At 57.4% G+C, this 18,317-nt stretch carries 14 protein-coding genes and 1 pseudogene; 13 read left to right on the forward strand and 2 right to left on the reverse strand.

Going from position 1 to position 18,317, the window contains the following annotated elements; genetic code table 11:
- Positions 1-58 precede the first annotated feature (58 nt).
- From HMPREF0326_RS12615 to HMPREF0326_RS12665, 11 genes are all read left to right on the forward strand, one after another.
- Positions 59-1,456, forward strand: coding sequence for a UDP-N-acetylmuramoyl-tripeptide--D-alanyl-D-alanine ligase (locus HMPREF0326_RS12615; RefSeq protein ID WP_008684842.1), 1,398 nt, complete (start codon positions 59-61; stop codon positions 1,454-1,456).
- Complete coding sequence (gene mraY / locus HMPREF0326_RS12620; RefSeq protein ID WP_008684840.1) at positions 1,446-2,522, forward strand: phospho-N-acetylmuramoyl-pentapeptide-transferase; 1,077 nt, start codon at positions 1,446-1,448, stop codon at positions 2,520-2,522. Before HMPREF0326_RS12615 ends, mraY begins: the two co-directional genes overlap by 11 nt.
- 18 nt (positions 2,523-2,540) lie before the next feature.
- Entirely contained in the window at positions 2,541-3,851 is a 1,311-nt protein-coding gene (gene murD / locus HMPREF0326_RS12625; RefSeq protein WP_020990590.1) for a UDP-N-acetylmuramoyl-L-alanine--D-glutamate ligase, read from the forward strand.
- Positions 3,848-5,023, forward strand: coding sequence for a putative lipid II flippase FtsW (ftsW, locus tag HMPREF0326_RS12630; RefSeq protein ID WP_008684835.1), 1,176 nt, complete (start codon positions 3,848-3,850; stop codon positions 5,021-5,023). The genes murD and ftsW overlap by 4 nt, the downstream gene beginning before the upstream one ends.
- A complete protein-coding gene (gene murG / locus HMPREF0326_RS12635; RefSeq protein ID WP_020990591.1) occupies positions 5,005-6,081 on the forward strand; it encodes an undecaprenyldiphospho-muramoylpentapeptide beta-N-acetylglucosaminyltransferase in 1,077 nt (358 codons plus the stop codon). Before ftsW ends, murG begins: the two co-directional genes overlap by 19 nt.
- Before the next feature lie 383 nt (positions 6,082-6,464).
- On the forward strand, positions 6,465-7,838 hold the full coding sequence (murC, locus tag HMPREF0326_RS12640; protein ID WP_008684832.1) for a UDP-N-acetylmuramate--L-alanine ligase: 1,374 nt from the start codon (positions 6,465-6,467) through the stop codon (positions 7,836-7,838).
- Positions 7,831-8,721, forward strand: a complete 891-nt coding sequence (gene murB / locus HMPREF0326_RS12645; protein WP_008684829.1) for a UDP-N-acetylmuramate dehydrogenase — start codon at positions 7,831-7,833, stop codon at positions 8,719-8,721. The genes murC and murB overlap by 8 nt, the downstream gene beginning before the upstream one ends.
- A complete protein-coding gene (locus tag HMPREF0326_RS12650; RefSeq protein WP_008684827.1) occupies positions 8,706-9,596 on the forward strand; it encodes a cell division protein FtsQ/DivIB in 891 nt (296 codons plus the stop codon). The genes murB and HMPREF0326_RS12650 overlap by 16 nt, the downstream gene beginning before the upstream one ends.
- 35 nt (positions 9,597-9,631) lie before the next feature.
- Positions 9,632-10,867, forward strand: coding sequence for a cell division protein FtsA (gene ftsA, locus HMPREF0326_RS12655; RefSeq protein WP_008684826.1), 1,236 nt, complete (start codon positions 9,632-9,634; stop codon positions 10,865-10,867).
- Between the two features lie 44 nt (positions 10,868-10,911).
- Positions 10,912-12,231, forward strand: coding sequence for a cell division protein FtsZ (gene ftsZ, locus HMPREF0326_RS12660; protein ID WP_008684825.1), 1,320 nt, complete (start codon positions 10,912-10,914; stop codon positions 12,229-12,231).
- Between the two features lie 951 nt (positions 12,232-13,182).
- Complete coding sequence (locus HMPREF0326_RS12665) at positions 13,183-13,638, forward strand: DUF4822 domain-containing protein (RefSeq protein ID WP_020990592.1); 456 nt, start codon at positions 13,183-13,185, stop codon at positions 13,636-13,638.
- A gap of 743 nt (positions 13,639-14,381) precedes the next feature.
- Here HMPREF0326_RS12665 and HMPREF0326_RS17630 read toward each other — a convergent pair.
- A pseudogene (locus tag HMPREF0326_RS17630) lies at positions 14,382-14,477 on the reverse strand ((2Fe-2S)-binding protein); the annotation flags it as partial.
- Positions 14,478-15,379: 902 nt separating this feature from the next.
- Between HMPREF0326_RS17630 and HMPREF0326_RS16930 the strand changes: the two are divergent.
- On the forward strand, positions 15,380-16,144 hold the full coding sequence (locus tag HMPREF0326_RS16930; RefSeq protein WP_020990593.1) for a hypothetical protein: 765 nt from the start codon (positions 15,380-15,382) through the stop codon (positions 16,142-16,144).
- On the opposite strand, the gene HMPREF0326_RS16320 is transcribed toward HMPREF0326_RS16930, so the two are convergent.
- Positions 16,136-16,890 (reverse strand): IS5 family transposase gene (locus HMPREF0326_RS16320; protein WP_147568323.1). Its coding sequence is split into 2 segments (ribosomal slippage): positions 16,136-16,566 and positions 16,566-16,890, totalling 756 coding nucleotides; the frame shifts between segments, so codons are not numbered across the junction. The two genes, HMPREF0326_RS16930 and HMPREF0326_RS16320, sit on opposite strands and share 9 nt — an antisense overlap.
- A 366-nt stretch (positions 16,891-17,256) precedes the next feature.
- On the opposite strand from HMPREF0326_RS16320, the gene HMPREF0326_RS12675 reads away from it, so the two are divergent.
- Positions 17,257-17,682 (forward strand): hypothetical protein, encoded by a 426-nt coding sequence (locus HMPREF0326_RS12675; RefSeq protein ID WP_147568324.1) that lies wholly within the window; start codon positions 17,257-17,259, stop codon positions 17,680-17,682.
- Positions 17,683-18,317: the final 635 nt, after the last annotated feature.

Raw genomic sequence — 18,317 nt, forward strand, 5'->3', positions numbered from 1 at the left:
GGAAATGGCGGCACATTTGGGCCTGATGTCTCCCCCCGGAGATCGGAACGGAGAGACAATGGTGACGTGCGTGGTTACGGACAGCCGTGAGGCCCGTCCCGGCGCGCTCTTTGTCTGCGTGCCGGGCGAACGGGCGGACGGGCATGATTTCGCGGCCAGGGCCGTGGAACAGGGCGCGGCGGCGGTGCTGGCCTCGCGGCCTTTGCCGGATGTGGCTGCGCCCGTGCTGCTGGTGGAAGATACAGTCAGGGCTCTGGGCAGCCTGGCGGCGCTCTGGCGCGGCAAAACCAGGGCCAAGGTGGTGGGCGTCACGGGCACAGCGGGCAAAACCTCGCTCAAGGAAGCCCTGGCCCAGGTGCTGGCCGTGCGCGGCAAAACCGCGCGCAACGCCCTGAACCACAACAATCAGATCGGCATGCCCTGCACCGTGCTGAACACGGACGGGGATGAAGATTTCTGGGTCATTGAGGCGGGCATCAGCCATGCGGGCGACATGGACGAGCTGGCCCCGGTGATTCGCCCGGATCTGGGCCTGATCCTCAATGTGGGCCCCGGTCACACCGAAGGCCTGGGCGACAGGGGCGTGGCCTGGCACAAGGCGCGGCTGCTGGCCCATCTGGCTCAGGGCGGCCTGGGCCTGGTCAGCGCCGACTATCCGGACCTGGTGCGCGAGGCCGGGGCCACGGGCGCGAAACTGCGTTTTTTCAGCGCCGGAGCGCATGAGGTCGAATACCGCGCGGACTATGTTGGCCCCGCGACCGAAGCGGGCGGGGAGGACGCGACCCGCGGCCTGTACCGGCTCTGGCTGGACGGCGTGCGCTGCGACGCGGTCACTCCTTTTCAGGGTGCCTACGGCGCGGAAAACAGCATTGCCGTAGCGGCGGCCGCGCATCTGCTGGGTCTGAGCCCGGCGGAAATAGCCGAGGGGCTCGGCAGGGCACAGTTGCCGCCACAGCGCTTCAACCGTGAGCGTGTGGGCGCGTGGGAGATCATTGACGATACCTACAACGCCAATCCCCTGTCCATGCGGCGCATGTTGGAGACTGCGGCCGGGCAGGCCCGCGGCCGGGCCTTTGTGCCCGTGCTGGGCGAAATGGGCGAGCTGGGCGCGGTGGCCGAAGCCCTGCACGAGGAACTGGGGAGGCTGCTGGCCGATCTCGGACCGTCGGCCGTGTTCTGGAAGGGCGGGCACGCGGACGAGGTGCGCGCCGGGCTCGCGCGCGGGGGCTATGACGGCCCCTGGTTGCCGGTGGACGGCCCCGAGAGTTTTATGGCGGCCTGGCGGGAGCTTGCGGAGCGCAAGCTGGACGGAAAGCGCGGCGGCCTGCTGTTTTTCAAGGGATCGCATTTCAACCGGCTGGAAACTTTGCTGACGGCATTTCGGGAAGGGATGACAACCATGGCGGCAACGGAAGCGCGGGGACGCAAGACAGGGGAGAGCGGACATGTTTTATAATTTTCTGGCCCCTCTCGCTTCGGAATGGACGCTGTTCAACGTCTTCCGCTACATCACCTTCCGCTCCATGGCGGCCCTGATTACGGCTCTGCTGCTTTCCATTCTCATCGGGCCGCGTTTCATCGCCTGGCTGCGGCGTCTGAAATGCGGTCAGTACATCCATGAGGACGTGGCGGCGCATGCGGCCAAGGCCGGTACGCCGACCATGGGCGGCCTGCTCATGCTTTTCACGTTGGGCGTCAGCCTGCTGCTCTGGGCCGACCTGACCAATCCCTATATCTGGCAGACCTTTTTCGTTTTCGCGGGCTTCGGGCTCGTGGGCCTCTGGGACGATCTTTCCAAGCTGCGCCACCACAAGAACAAGGGCATTTCCGCCAAAGCCAAATTCGGCGGCCAGATTCTGGTGGCTTTTGTGGCCATGTGGCTGCTGGCCGACAATCCTTCCTACAGCAGTAAGCTGATCATTCCCTTTTTCAAGGAATGGACGCCGGATCTGGGCTGGTTTTATGTGCCTTTCGGCATCTTCGTGATGGTGGCGGCCTCCAATGCTGTGAACCTCACCGACGGTCTGGACGGCCTGGCCATCGGCCCCTCCATTGTGGCCTGTCTGGTTTTTTCCATTTTCATCTACATCACGGGCAACGCGCGTTTTTCCGGCTATCTGCTGGTGCCCTACATGCCCGGCGTAGGCGAGGTGACGGTCTTCTGCGCGGCCCTGGTGGGCGCAGGTCTGGGCTTTCTGTGGTTCAACGCCTATCCGGCCCAGGTCTTCATGGGCGACGTGGGTTCGCTTTCCATCGGCGGCGTGTTGGGCTACCTGGCCTTGCTCTGCAAGCAGGAACTGGTTCTGGCCGTGGTGGGCGGCATGTTCGTGGCTGAAACCCTTTCCGTGATTCTGCAGGTGGGCTACTTCCGCTGGACGGGCGGCAAACGCATTTTCCGCATGGCCCCTCTGCACCATCATTTTGAACTCAAGGGCGTGCCGGAATCCAAGATCATCATCCGATTCTGGATTACGTCCATTTTGCTGGGCCTGGTGGCATTGTCGGTTTTGAAACTGCGGTAGTACGGCGAGGAAAAAGTCATGGCTCTGGAAAAGACGCGCGGCAGACGCATTCAGATCGGCGAATTGGCGGTGGTTGTGGGGGCCGGACGTTCCGGCCTGGCCGCGGCGCGGCTTTTGAGCCGGGAGGGCGCGCGCGTGCGCCTGCTGGACCGCAACGCCGACGCGCTTTCGACGGAACAGACCGCCGCCCTGCGCAAGCTGGGCGTGGACGTGCGGTTGGGCGAGCACAGCCCGGAACAGTTCGAACACGCGGCCTTTGTGGTGCCCAGCCCCGGCATGCCCGTGGCGAAGCTGGTCCGGTATCTGGGCGATGTCACGCGGCCGGGAGCCCCGGAAGTGCTGGCGGAAATGGAACTGGCCTGGCGCTATCTGGACGACGAGCCCGTGCTGGCCGTCACCGGCACCAGCGGCAAGACCACCACGGCTTCCTTGGCCGCCGCCATGCTCCAGGCGCAGGGCTATACGGTTTTTCTGGGCGGCAATATCGGCACGCCCCTTTCGGAATACGTGCTCTCCGGCCGCAAGGCCGACGTGCTGGTGCTGGAGATTTCCAGCTTCCAGCTCCAGGCCTGCTCCACCTTCTGCCCGCGCGCGGGCGTACTTCTGAACATTACGCCCAATCACCTGGATTATCACAAGGACATGGCCGAATACACGGAAGCCAAATTCCGTCTGTTCCGTTGCCAGGATGAGGGCGACTTGGCCGTACTGGGCGCGGATCTGCATGACCCGGCGCAGGGGTTCAATCTCAGGGCCCGCCGGGTCTGGGTGCGCGCGAGCGAGCGTTTTCCGCAAAGCGGCTTGCCGGGCGCGCACAACAAATTTAATGAGGAGGCGGCCTGGCAGGCCTGCCGCTTTTTCGGCGTCAGCGAAGCCAACGCCGCCCGCGCGGTGGCCCGCTTCAAGCCTTTGCCGCACCGTCTGGAGCTGGTGCGCGAGCGTTGCGGCGTGCTCTATGTCAATGATTCCAAGTGCACCACGGTTTCGTCCCTCAAAGTGGCGTTGCAGGCTTTTGACCGGCCGTTGCGGCTGCTCTGCGGCGGCAAGTTCAAGGGCGGCGATCTGGCGGCCCTGGGCGGCCTGATCAGGGAGCGGGTCAGGGAAGTGGCCCTGTTCGGCGCGAGCCGCGAACACTTTGAAACAGCCTGGCAGGGCCTTGCGCCCATAAGCTGGCATCCGGTTCTGGAAGAGGCCGTGCGCGCCCTGTCCGCGTCCGCCCAAGAGGGCGACGTGGTTCTGCTGGCTCCGGCCACCTCCAGTTTTGACCTTTACGACAATTACATGGCTCGTGGCGACGATTTCAAACGCATTGTGAGCAAACTGGCATGAAAAACAGTTTTACCGAAACCAAGAAGAGCAAAACCCGCAGCGCCTTTGCCAGGGCTACGGAAAAGGGTCCCGGCACCCCCTTTGACTGGTGGCTGTTCACCATCATGCTGACCATCCTGGCCATCGGTCTGGTCATGGTGCTCTCTGCCAGCGGCATTGTGGCCGAGCAGGTCAACGGCGACAAATACTACTTTTTCAAGCGTCAGTTGCTCTTTGCCGCGGGCGGCGGCGTGGCCCTCTGGGGCGCGGCCCTGCTGCCGCGCGAGTGGTTGTACAAATTGCAGTATCCGGCCCTGTTTTTCTCGCTGCTGCTTTTGCTGATCACCCTGTCGCCCTTTGCCCCGGCCATCAACGGCGCCAAGCGCTGGATTCCGCTGGGTCCCGTTTCCGTGCAGCCCATGGAGTTCGTGAAAATCGCCCTGGCGCTCTATCTGGCCTATTTCATGAGCTCCAAGCAGGAGCTGATCAAAACGTTCAGCCGGGGCGTCATTCCGCCTTTCGCGGTGACCGGCCTGTTCTGTTTCCTGCTTCTCCTGCAGCCGGATTTCGGCAGCGCCGTTGTCCTGGCCGGGATTCTCTTTTTCATGTGCGTGGCCGGGGGCACCCGCTTCATCTATCTCTTTTTCTCCCTGGCCCTGGCCTGCGCCGGAGCCATGGCCCTGGCCATTGCCTCTCCCTACCGGCTGCGCCGCCTGCTGGCTTTTCTGGATCCCTTCCAGGACGCCCACAATACGGGCTACCAGTTGGTGCAGTCCCTGCTGGCCATCGGCTCGGGCAGCTTTTTCGGCGTGGGCGTGGGAGCCAGTAAACAGAAGATGTTCTATCTGCCCGAAGCGCACAACGACTTCATCATGGCCGTGCTGGCCGAGGAAATGGGCTTTGTGGGCGTGACCGTGGTCATGATCCTTTTTGCCCTGCTGTTCTGGCGCTGCTACAAGATTATCATGGGACAACACAATCTGCGCGACCGCTTCACGGCCTTCGGCATCACCACCATTCTGGTCATGGGCGCGGTGATGAATCTGGCCGTGGTCATGGGCGTGGCCCCGCCCAAGGGCGTGCCCATGCCGCTGATGAGTTACGGCGGCAGTAACCTGCTGGCTACCATGCTCTGCGTGGGCCTGCTCATGAACTTTTCAAGGACGGCCGACTCGTGGACAAAATCCTCCTGACCACCGGGGGCACCGGCGGCCATATCTTTCCTGCCCTGGCCGTGGCCGAGGAAATCCGGCGGCGGAATCCGCGCGCGGACCTGCTGTTCGTGGGTTCGCTCTATGGGCCCGAGCAGCGTCTGGCCGCCCAGGCCGGGATTCCCTTTGCCGGGCTGCCGGTGCGCGGCTTTCTGGGCCGTGGACTGCGGGCCGTGGGCGCGGGCGCGCGTATGACCCTAGCGGTCTGGAAGGCTCTTGGCATTGTGCGTCGTTTCAGGCCGCAGGCCGTGGCCGGTTTCGGCGGCTACGCGGCCTTCGCGCCCATGCTGGCGGCCCGTCTTCAGGGCGTTCCCGGCATCCTGCACGAACAGAATGCCGTGGCCGGAACCAGCAACCGCACGCTGGCCCGCCTGGCAAGGGTGATCTGCCTGTCCCTGCCCGGCACCCGGGGCTTTGCGCCGGAGAAAAGCGTGCTCACCGGCAATCCGGTACGCCGGGCCGTGAGCGAGGTGGGGCGTCGGCCCCGAGAACGGCGGACGCGGCGGCTGCTGGTCATGGGCGGCTCCCAGGGCGCGCGCGCCCTGAATGCCTTTTTGCCGGAAATTCTGCCCGCACTGCGGGAGGCCGGAGTGGAAATCCGCCACCAGAGCGGCCTCAAGGATAAGGACGCCACGCGTGCGGCCTATGCCCAGGCCGGGTATGATCCGGCCTGCGTGACGGCTTTTATTGACGACATGGCCGAGGCCTATGCCTGGGCGGATCTGGCGTTGTGCCGTTCCGGAGCCAGCACTGTGGCCGAACTCTGCGCCGCCGGTCTGCCCGCTGTACTGGTGCCTTTTCCCCATGCCGTCCACGACCATCAGACCCGCAACGCCCAGGTGCTGGAAAAGGCGGGCGCGGCCCTGCTGGTGCCGGAAGGGGAGTTGCGGGACAAGGATCTGGAGCGCGTGCTGCCGCAAATGCTGGCCGACAGCGAAGGCCGCGCGCGCATGTCCTGCGCGGCGCTGGACGCGGCCCGGCCCGACGCCGCCGCGCGGGTGGCCGATGTGTTGGCCGAGGTGGCCGCCGGGCGAGCTTAGGGCCTGTTGACATTACGTTCTTTTGCCCGCTGGCTTTGTCGAACTTCGCCTTTTATTCCAGTCGAGTACCAGAAGAGTACACTCCTTTCATAAAAGGCTCGTTCTCCTTGCCAGCGAACAAAATCCCAGTAGCGTCAATAGGCCCCGGGGCTGTTTTTAAATAAGGATTTTCATTCTCTGCCAAGGAAGGTGAGTCCTGGGTGGAGGGAGTATATTCAAGCATATTCGACCTTATTACGGGGCGAGTCCGACGCAGGCAGAAGGCGAAAGGACAATTTAGAAATAGCTTCTGGAGTATTTTGACCGTTGCAGTTTGCCTGAAACATTTTTGAAGGCGGAGGTATCTCCGCAAAATATCTAGATTTTTTCTAAAGGCTTAAGATATGAACAGCAAAATCCGGCACATTCACATGGTGGGCATCGGCGGCGCGGGCATGAGCGGCATTGCCGAGGTGCTGCTCAATCAGGGCTACGAGATTTCCGGCTCGGATCTGAGCGATTCGGCGGTGGTCAGGCATCTGCGCGAGCTGGGCGCGCGCGTGGCCGTGGGCCACGCCGCCGAAAACGTGGGCGACGTGCAGGTGCTGGTCAAATCCACAGCCATCGGCGACGACAATCCCGAACTGGTGGAAGGCCGCCGCAGGAACATCGCCATCATCCCGCGCGCCGAAATGCTGGCCGAACTCATGCGCCTGCGGCAGGGCATAGCCATTGCGGGGACCCACGGCAAGACCACCACCACCTCGCTGACCGCCTCCATCTTTGACACCGCCGGGCTGGACCCCACGGTGATCATCGGCGGCCGCCTCAATGTCTACGGCACCAATGCCCATCTGGGCCACGGAGACTACCTTATCGCCGAGGCCGACGAATCCGACGGCTCCTTTCTCTGTCTGCTGCCCATCATCAATGTGGTCACCAATGTGGACGAGGATCATCTGGATCATTACAAAAGCCGCGAGGCCATTGACGCGGCCTTTGTGCAGTTCATGAACAATGTGCCTTTCTACGGCATCAATGTGGTCTGCGGCGACGATCCGGGCGTGCGCGCCCTGTTGCCGCGCGTCAAGCGTCCGGTGCTGACCTACGGCTTCGCAGCGGACAACCATTTGCGCGCCGTGCCCCTGGAAAGCGGGCTGCGCAGCCGCTTCGAGGTCTGGCGCGAAGACGAAAAACTGGGCGAGGTGAGCCTGCCCCAGCCGGGCCGCCACAACATCCTGAACGCCCTGGCCGCCATCGGCGCGGCCATGGAGGCGGACATCGCTTTTGAACGCTGCGCCCGGGGCCTGGGCGGTTTCGGGGGCGTGGGACGGCGTTTTGAGTTCAAGGGCGAAAAGGACGGCGTGACCGTGGTGGACGATTACGGCCACCATCCGGCGGAAATCGCGGCCACCCTGGCCACGGCCCGCCAGGTTTTTCCCGGCAGGCGCATTGTGGCGGCCTTCCAGCCGCACCGCTTCAGCCGTACGCAGGCCCATTTCGGCGAGTTCTGCAAGGTCTTTGATCAGGTGGATGAAGTTCTGCTGACCGAAATTTACGCGGCTTCGGAAAAACCCATTCCCGGCGTTTCCGGCCAGAGTTTGGCGCAGGGCGTGCAGCAGGTTTCCACCACGCCGGTACGGTATTTCCAGACGCTGGACGCCCTGGCCCAGGCCCTGCCGGAAGTGCTGCGGCCCGGCGACGTGCTGCTGACCCTGGGCGCGGGTTCCATCACCCGTCTCGGCCCGGCCTGGCTGGAGGGGCGCGGCCATGCGTGAAGTCATGCGCCCCAGCCTGGCGGAGCGGACCACCCTGCGTCTGGGCGGCACGGCCATTGCCGAGCTGGTCCTGGAAGATGCGGCGGATCTGGCGGCTCTGCCCGAACGGCTGCGCGCCCTGGGCGGCAGTCCGTTGATCCTGGGCGCGGGCAGCAACATTCTGGCCCGGGACGGTGACCTGCCTCTGGTGTTGCTGCGTCCGCGCTTTATGCGCGGGCCGGAAATCGCGGGTGAGAAGGATGGTAAAATTCTGGTGCGGGTCGGCGCGGGCGTGCCCTTGCCGCGCCTGTTGCGTTTTTGCGCCGGACAAGGCCTGAGCGGCCTGGAAGGGCTGGTGGGCATACCCGGCAGCGTGGGCGGGGCCGTGGCCATGAACGCCGGTTCCTTTGGTACGGAAACATGTAAAAATATCGAATCCATTCAGATAGTTAGCAATGAAGCAGTGCGACGGGTCACTGTTGATGCACTGCAATACGGCTATCGTAGGCTCTCCATTTCAGAAGAAAAAGAGGGATTCATGGTAGTTGAAGCCACTTTTGGCTTGACCGAAGACGCAAGGGATGGCATCTCTAAACGCATGCGTCACAACTTTTTTGAGAAAAAGTCTAAACAACCTGTGACGGCCTGGAGCGCGGGTTGCGTATTTAAAAATCCCGCACAGGATATGCCCGCCGGAAAGCTTTTGGAACTGACCGGCTACAAGGGAAAGAAGCTGGGCGGCATGGCCTTTTCAACCTTGCACGCCAATTTTTTGATCAATGAAGGCAGGGGCAGCGCGGAAGCGGCTTTGACCCTGCTGCATGAAGCCAAAGAGGCTGTGCGGCAACGTTTCGGCTATGCGCTTGAGCCGGAGGTCAGGATAGTGCCGTGCCGCTTGCCTTGAAGAAAAACGGCCGCAAGGCCCGCAATGCCTACACGAAGGAAAAGCCCTCAAAGGCGAAAGGAAGCCTGTTTCCTTCGGTCCACCTCCCGAAATTCCTTGCCGGGATGTTCGGCTGGCTCAAGCGCTTGGGCGGCCTGAAAAGCCTCGCGGTTCTGACGGGCCTGCTGCTGGCGGCGATGCTGGTACTGGCAGGAGTGGGCACGGCCTCCCTCTGGCTCTATAACAAAGCGGTCACCAGCGACTTTTTCATCACCAGGCATGTGGATGTGACCGGCAATGTGCGGCTTTCCCGCGAGATGGTGCTGCAATACGGCGGCATCAAAGAGGGCGACAACAGTCTGGCCGTGAGCATCGCCAAAGTGGAGCGGAATCTGCGCCAGACACCTTGGGTGGAGGAAGTTTCGGTCAAGCGCCTGCTGCCCGACAGGTTCGTGATCAAATTGAAGGAGCGCATGCCCTCCTTCTGGGTGCACAAGGACGGCGTCTTGTACTACGCCAATGAGCGCGGCGGGATTATCGCGCCGGTGGAGAGCAAAAATTTTCTCTCCCTGCCCACCCTGCGCATCGAACCGGGAGCCGAGGACGCCGCGCCCTACCTCTCGCGCCTGATGAAAGACATGCAGAGCGGCGCGCTGCCCATAGAGGCCGGGGCCATTGCCTCGCTGACCGTGAGCCCGGGCAGGGGCTTGGAGATTTATCTGGAAGACCGGGAAATGCGCCTTTCCATCGCCACTGACGACTGGAGCGGCAATCTGGCCCGGATGAGCGTGACGCTCGGCGACTTGGCGCGGCGGCACGAGCTGAAAAACGTGCGCGAAGTGCGCGCCGTCAACGGCAATGTCTGGGTCATTCTTAATCAGTCCGCGCAAAACTGAGCCGGCGCGTGACGGGCGGTTGTGAGGAGAACATAATGAATAAGTCCGAGCTCATCGTAGGCCTTGACATCGGCACCACAAAGATCTGCGCCGTGGTGGGCGAACTTTCGGAGTCGGGTCTGGTGGATGTGGTGGGCATCGGCACAAGCGTTTCCACCGGTCTGCGCAAGGGCGTGGTGGTCAACATCGAGCAGACCGTGCAGTCCATCCGCAAGGCAGTGGAAGACGCGGAGCTCATGGCCGGCTGCGAGATCCACTCGGTCTACGTGGGCATTGCCGGCAGCCATATCATGGGCATCAACAGCCACGGCGTCATTGCCGTCAAGGGCGGCGAAGTTGCCCAGCGCGACGTCGAGCGCGCTCTGGACGCGGCGCGGGCCGTGGCCATTCCGGCGGACCGCGAGGTGATCCACATCCTGCCGCAGGAATACATTGTGGACAACCAGCGCGGCATTGCCGACCCCTTGGGCATGGCCGGGGTGCGCCTGGAGGTCAAGGTGCATATCGTCACCGGGGCCGTGTCTTCGGCGCAGAATATCGTGCGCTCCTGCCATCGCAGCCAGTTAGAAGTGTCGGATATCGCCCTGGAATCCCTGGCTTCGGCCAAGGCCGTGCTCACCGAGGAGGAACGTGAGATCGGCGTGGCCCTGGTGGATCTGGGCGGCGGCACCACGGATATCGCGGTCTTTGCCAACGACGCTATCAAGCACACGGCGGTGCTGGCTCTGGGCGGGCAGAACCTTTCCAACGACATCGCCTTCGGCCTGCGCACGCCCATTGCCTCGGCGGAAAAGATCAAGATCAAGTACGGCTGCGCTCTCGCCGATCTGGTGCGCCACGACGAATTTATTGAAGTGCCCAGCGTGGGCGGACGCGAGCCGCGCCGCCTTTCGCGCCAGGTGCTGGCCGAAATCTGCGAGCCGCGCATGGAGGAGATCCTTTATCTGGTGGACCAGACGCTGGTGCGCTCCGGCTACAAGGACATGATCGGCGCGGGCGTGGTGCTGACCGGCGGCACGGCCCTGATGGAAGGTTGCCAGGAACTGGGCGAACAAATTTTCAATCTGCCCACTCGCATTGGTTATCCGCGCAATGTGGGCGGTCTCAAAGATGTGGTCAACAGCCCCAAGTTTTCAACGGCTGTGGGTCTGTTGCGCTACGGAGCGGAAAAGGAAATGTCCGGTCAGAAAAAGTTCACCACGCGCAGCGAGTCCGGCGTCTTTGACGGCGTACTCGCACGCATGAAGAAATGGTTCGCGGATATCTCATAAATCTCAAGCGGGCATTTGGGGACAGCAAAAACAGGAGAGGAAACATGGCTCAGTCAATCGTTGACGATATTGACACCTCCTTGGCCGGAAGCGCCAAAATCAAGGTTATCGGCGTAGGCGGCGGCGGTGGTAATGCCGTGAAAAACATGATTGATTCCGGCTTGCGCGGTGTGCAGTTCGTCTGCGCCAACACCGACGTGCAGGCTTTGAAAAAAAATACCGCCCCGCTCAAGGTGCAGTTGGGCGAAAAATTGACCAAAGGCCTGGGCGCTGGCGCCAATCCGTCCATCGGGCGTGAGGCCGCCGTGGAAAGCGTGAACGCCATCCGCGAGGCCATCGGCGATGCGGACATGGTTTTCGTCACCGCCGGTATGGGCGGCGGCACGGGCACGGGCGCGGCCCCGGTGGTGGCGCAGGCCGCCAAGGAAATGGGCGCGCTGACCGTGGGCGTGGTCACCAAGCCCTTCAGCTTTGAAGGCGTCAAACGCAAACGCGCGGCCGAGGCCGGTCTGGAGGAATTCAAGCAGCATGTGGACTGCCTGATCACCATCCCCAACGACCGCCTGCTGGCTTTTGCGCCCAAAAAAGCGCCGTTCTCCGAAATGCTGCAAAAGGCCAACGACGTGCTGTACTACGCCGTCAAGGGTATTTCCGACGTGATTGTGGGCGACGGCCTGATCAACCTTGACTTTGCCGATGTACGCACCACTATGGCAGAAGCGGGTCTGGCCCTCATGGGCACGGGCATGGCCTCGGGCGAGAACCGCGCCCGCGAGGCGGCCCAACGTGCCATCATGAGTCCGCTGCTGGAAGACGTCTCCCTGGAGAGCGCCAAGGCAGTGCTCTATAACATCACCGCACCCATGGACATCACGGCCGAGGAAATCGCCGAAATCGGCGACATTATCGCCGATGCCACGCCCGAGGACGCCAACATCATCTTCGGTGTGGTCTTTGACGACAACATCGGCGACGAAATTCGTCTGACGGTCATTGCCACCGGCATTGAGTCGCCCCAGGCCATGCAGCCCGTGCAGGCTCCCGCCGCCACGGTGACCAATTTCCGCCAGCCCGGCCCGGACGCCGTCATGGCCGAACCGCGCCGCCGCCAGCTCGGGCGCTCGCAGCAGGGCAACCTGGTGCAGGAGTCGCAGGAAGAGACGGAAATGCGCCTGCCCCGCGCCACTCGCCGTTCGGAAGTGGAGCGCTGGTACGACGAAAAGAGCAATCGTCCTCCCTATCTGCTCAAGCGCGAAGCCATGGGCCAGAGCCGCCGTCGGCCGCACAACCCCGGTCAGGACGACTTCACCTATGACGAGGACGATTTTGAAATTCCGACCTTTATCCGGACCCAGGCCGATTAGAGCAGTTTGCGTTTGAAATTATCGCTTACCGGCGAAGTAAATTCGCCTTGCGATAATTTCGCGGTGCGGATTTTCACGGAAAATCCGCACAGGGCGTTGAGATATTTTCAATATTAAAACGCTCTGGAAACAGCTCCTGGGGCGGCATAGTTTTTCTGTTTCACAATTTTCAGGGCTTGCCTCTTCGGCCCTGAAATGCCCGCCGGGAGCCCCATTGGGGGGCTCCCAGTGCGGGGCGTAAAATTTGTCAGATCAGAGCAGTTTCAGAATGAAATTACTCTGGCGGCTGCGAAAGCGACCGTCCGCCGCGAAGGCATAAGCGCAATTTATTTGCGCTGTTACATGCCGGAGCGGGCGTCCTCAATATTTTGAGATTGTAAAATCTCAAAGTTAATTTGCTCTAAAGTCCGCGATGCCGTTGGCAAAGCGGACTTTTACTAAAGGGCTTTAGCCAGTTGAGCGAGCGTTGCGAGCGAAACAGAAATCCACCCGCTATTGATATGCCCCCATCAAGGTAGACAAAGTAAAAAAGCCCCTCTAGGTTCAAACTTTAGAACCCTGATGGGGGCATATCAGGTCAGACCATATGCCGGGGGTTTCTTTGTGTGTATATGGAACCCTTTCCGCATGACGCGCGAGGATGGCTTGATTGTCCGGCTTTCGCCGGCCTGTTGTTCCGCCGGCCTTCCTTGGCGCGGACATACAGGGCGCGGCGGACGCCTTTCCTGCCGCGAGCGTCTCAATTTCGAGCCGGGTTTATAATCAGGTTGGGCGGAAAGCGTTTGGTCTCGTCCGGGTCCATGCGTAAACGTTCTCCTCCGCTCTGGAGCAGGGAGCGGGATCGACAACTATGGCGTGACTTGTAATCAAAAATGCTATGTATTAGACTTTATATCCGGATAAACCTGTAACCCTCTGTTTTATACAGACCATCTGAACAAGAGACTTACAATGAAGCATATATTCTGCCTGTTGCTGGCATTTTTTATACTCGCCGCAAACGCCTATGCGGCCGAAAAAGCCCCAAGTGCACCTGCCGCTCTGAATCCTTATGAACAAATAATGGTCGGAAAGGTGTGGATTACAACGGACGCCGTGGATCAGAAGGGTGCCAGCGTACCCGCCGAGGATGAAAAGGTGGCGGCATTCTTCGGTAAAGCGGAATATTTTCCCGACCACGCCTTCAAGATGGTCACTCTGGACGGCAAACCGAAGATGCACGGACTTTGGAACATGACGGCGGACGGGAAAACCAGGAATCTCACGGTGCGGGATGACACGGGCAAGACCCGTTTCGCCCGGGAAGTGGAAAACGTAAAAGTGACCGACGGCGAATACACCTACCGTATTTACCCGAACAGCGAGAATAAAGCCGAACACATCGATATCATACATAAGCCGCGATGATGCCGCTGCGTTAAGGGGCCGGGTCGGAAAACGCCGCAAAGTGCTTTTCCGGCCCGGCCACAGCCGCTTCATGCCCGGTTTCGACCGTGAACATGGAGCGTTTTTTTGCATGCAAAAAATCTCCAGGCGGGCGCGGACACGGTTACGGAAGGCATGATTACGGATCCTGTTTCAGCCCCGCCATCTGCGGTATGGTGTTCAGCTTCCATTTCCGTCATCTTTCACAATCGTCATTGCGGCTGCCATGGATCGTTGAGCGTTGGCGCTGGCTTTTCAGAGCGTCCTTTTCCGGGTACTCACGACGGCACTCTTGCCGTCGTGTCCTATCAAGAACAAATACTTTAATTTGAACCAGTTACAGCCGACAACAGCAAACAGCGCCGGAAAGCGAGGAAGAGAAGGGAACACGGTAAGGAAAACGGTTTTTTATTGATAATTTCACACAATAAAGAGGATAGAGAGCACCGAGACTATATAAAAATTTATATAATCGCGGCGTTCTGCATTCAGAAATTATGTTTACTGAGCACAAGTTGTCTTGTGTCAGAGCATTTACAAATTTTCAATGTGAAAATGCTCCGGTGGTAGCATGAGTTGACGCCCGCGCCCACAGCCTGCGGGCAATGCGAGAATGTCAATTCTCAAAGTTACTCTGTTCAGGAAGTGCTGCTCTTCTCGCCGAGAAGGATACGGATTTCCCGTAAACATCATCTGCCGCGCGGATTTTTTTCAGCACATCGCCCTTAAGTACATGCCCCTGTGACAGCGTGAATATCGTCAATCGTCTTGGCTCCCTGTTGAATGGCACGCAACACTTCTCCTTTGTTGATGCAGGAACACCAGCATACATATTCATCGTCTGGCGCGAATCAGATGTCACTTGTAAATTTCATAGATTATCCCCTTAGATGATACCTCATGCCCATACCCATGCAATAGCTGTTTGCGCGGCCGTGTGGGGATGGCGTACCGCTCCCACCTTGCTCACTGGCTCGGCTGGATACGATATGGTCATGTGCCCTAACCATATTATTCTGAACAATGTCCGACGCCGCGCTGCTCCGCCCATGATCGCGCAGAAACAAGCCCCTCAAAATCCGGGACCTGGCTGCCCATGAACGCAATAGTTCCGGGTACGCGCCGCACTGCCCGACAAAGCGTTGCCGGGCACGGTGAATGCGGGTATAAGGAACGGGCACGGCTACCCCCTTCCTGATCTGCGTCCGGCACGGCGCAAACCATCAAAGGGGGTGCCGCATGAGACGCTTTGTCGTCTTGGTGTTGCTGGTACTCCTCGCCCTGCTGCTGCGGGGCGATAGTCAGCCTTAAATGAGGTTGGCCCCGTGTCAGCTTACACCTGATACGGGGCCGAGAAGCGGGTTGCTGGTTCGGTAGCCGTGCACGGGGGCGCTAACCGCGCCGTGCCAGCCCCGGTTCCTGTTTGCGCAGGGGCCGGGGTTCCCTTTTTAGGTAACCCCTTCATGCCTGATTGGCAAGTGTCAGGGTCGAGCGCGGAGCAACTTTTAAGGCTCTTGCCAGACTGAGGACTCAGGATGTGAGGACAAAGCCACTTTTCAATGATACTGGATTGCACAACTTGAATCGTATCATCTCTGGGCCGCTGATGCCGCATGAAGCCTCGAAGCATAAGGTAGCTAAGATCGACGCTATGAACGGTTGCTGCGGGTGGGGTATGGCTGCAGGTGCAGGTAGAATATAAGTTTGATAAGAAAAGGTAGTTATGATTGACTTAACTAGTAGATATACTGTTTCAGGCTTTTGTAAAATAGAATTTGAGAATGGTAAAGAGTATAGCGATAATTTTGGAACATTACAATATATTCCAGATGATGGCTGCACATTAACCATCACATTCAAAAATAGAGATATACCTGAAGAATTACGTACGAGAAAAGGCCGTGTAATTGAAATAAGTAGGGTTGTTGGCTTAACTAATCTTGGTATTTGTTGTCTTTATGATGCTTTTAGCTTAGACTCAAGTCGTGGGTCAGAACTTGTGGAGTATCGTATCTACGCGAATTTAGTCTCATTTGCTACTAAATCTGACCAATTACTTGGTGAAACATATACGGTTTATGATCTTAAATCACCTAATGAAAAAATTTTTTATGAAGCTAATGTTCATTTCAGCGAATTGTTTCAATGGATTGAAGCCATGACAGTTAATTCTATGGTGAACGTAGAGGGGTATTCATTTTACAAGAAGTGTGAAAAGTGCGGAAACGTACGCTTAAAAGACTGTTATCAAAATTGGACAAGCCTTAAGCTTACACCTGATATCACTATCCATTTTGATATTTTTTCGATAACTCAATTTAAAAAATCAGGAAGAAAAGATGAAAAACCGAATATAAAGATTAGAATTGAGTCACAAAAGAAAAGCTTGAATGATTTCAAAATTATTGCATGGAGACTTCAAAATATTTTTTCAATATTTTTGGATAGTTCTGCAACGATTACTAGGCTCTGTCGACATTCATTTTAGCCAAAGTGAAATTGCTGCAAGCTGAACAAAAGCCAAAAATGAAACTGCCGTTTTACTGTATCTCGTGGCAATCCCACGAAAATGCTTCATCTTGCCAAACATTCTTTCAATAACATTCCGTTCTTTATACAAAAAAACATCGTAATTGCGAGGCGTGTTACGATTTAACTTTGGAGGAATAACCGCTTCGGCTCCCATTGCTTGTATAGCGTCGACTATATAGCCAGCATCATAGCCTTTATCCGCAAGAACGGCCTCGGCTCTTTGCTCTTCAAGCAGAGGGCATGCTTGAAGAAAGTCTGACTTTTCCCCGCCTGTCAGAATGAACCTCATCGGATTGCCCAAGGCGTCTGAAACTGCATGAATTTTTGTTCCAAAACCACCTCGTGACCGCCCTAACGCTTGGCATTGCTGCCCCCCCTAGCCCCGGCTGCATGCTGGTGCGCCCGGACTATGGTGCTGTCAATCATAAGCCACTCAGTGTCTGCATCGACGGCCAGAGTATTAAAAATCATTTGCCACACGCCATTTTTAGCCCAACGCATAAATCGTTTGTGGACATTTGACCACTTGCCGTACTCCGGCGGGAGGTCACGCCACGGGGCGCCTGTTTTAGCAATCCACATAACAGCTTCAATAAAAAGGCGATTGTCTTTGCTCGTTTGACCAGGATCGGTATCCTTGCCTGGCAAGGCTTCGCATATCCTCTCCCATTGATCATCTCGCAAGGCATGACGTTTTTGCACAACAACCTCCTGTGCTGCGCAAGTTTAACACACGTCAGCTTGAATGTCGACAGAACCTAGCATTACATGTATAACAGACTTGTATAATGAAACTCCCGCGAATAACTATTCTTATGAAGAATACCAACTTTTATTCTTGAAAAGTGAGAATAATAAAAAACTTAATAATTTTTTTGATGCTCCAGCAAAATTTACGAGTAGAGAGCAATTCAATTCTATGCTGATTAACAGCTATTCATTTTTTGATTTGATACCAGACTTTTTTGTTGGAATGCAAAAAATTGATAATGACGATTATGTCATTGGTTTGATTTCACTCTTAAAAATAATTGATAGCTCATACAAAATTTTATTTGACAAAAAAATATGCAACTACATAAAAATGAAGATTTAAAATGTAGGTTGGAATCTGTTTTAACAATTCCAACGTTTACTGAAGAAGAAATAAAAAACATCATACATGGTGCATGTTCCCCAACTATGAAAGAAAAAGTTATGCTTATAGTCGATAGTGCTATCGTAAATTTTTCACTTGAGCATCCTAAAAATTACGAAGAAATTATCGCCAAAGCAGTAAAATTGCGAAACAAAGAAAGCCACGGTGAGATTAGAAAAATGTTTAAAGACATAGGTATTACTTATGAAGAAATCGAAATAATCTATATGATATGCCGGACTGCAATATACGCTCAATTCCTAAAAATAATTGGCATGAACTCTGATTTAATCTCAAAAACGGTATATTCTTATTTTATGAATGGATTAATAGGGCGTTGTGACCCTATAGACTAGACAAAATTGTAATTACTATTTCTTTGCCGCGTTTGCAAGATTGGCTTTTGTTGGTGCACTATGTTCTGTCTTTATAGAAATAACAGAACTAAATTTGTCGCTCAAAAATCTTGCCACTGCGGCCATGAATCGTTTTCCGTTTTCCCTCGGCATGGGCTTCCTTCAAATTCGTGCTACCGGTCAAAATCGCCGCTCTGTGAAAATTCAGCACCTTAGCAATGTGGCCAACTTGGTTGCCGGCGTGATCCGAAAAGGTCATTCGTGTCGTAGGTCCGCGTCCGAATGTCTATTTATGGCCGGGCGCGGATCAAGAAGCGCGTAGCCATATTTACCGGGCGATTTTCGTTGTCCGTAGGCACGACGCGACTGGTATCAAGCCGTGTCCCCATGCTTCCTCCTCCGCCTACTCCCCGCTGATCTGAGTATCCCCGTGTCTCAAAGGCACCTCCACCATTGGAGCCAAAATGGTGAATCCCTCCACTTGTGATAGGGCGCAGGGCATCGCCCTGTACTTGCCCCAACGCCCCGGAGCTATGCGTGGTGGACGTAATGCCCACGGTGGAACCGTTGTTCTGGGCGTGGGTCTGCGAACCGTACCTCCGCAGAAAGAGCCCCCTCAGATCGGGCACATGGCC

The sequence above is a fragment of the Desulfovibrio sp. 3_1_syn3 genome (genome assembly GCF_000145315.2).
Classification (GTDB): Bacteria; Desulfobacterota; Desulfovibrionia; order Desulfovibrionales; family Desulfovibrionaceae; genus Desulfovibrio; species Desulfovibrio fairfieldensis.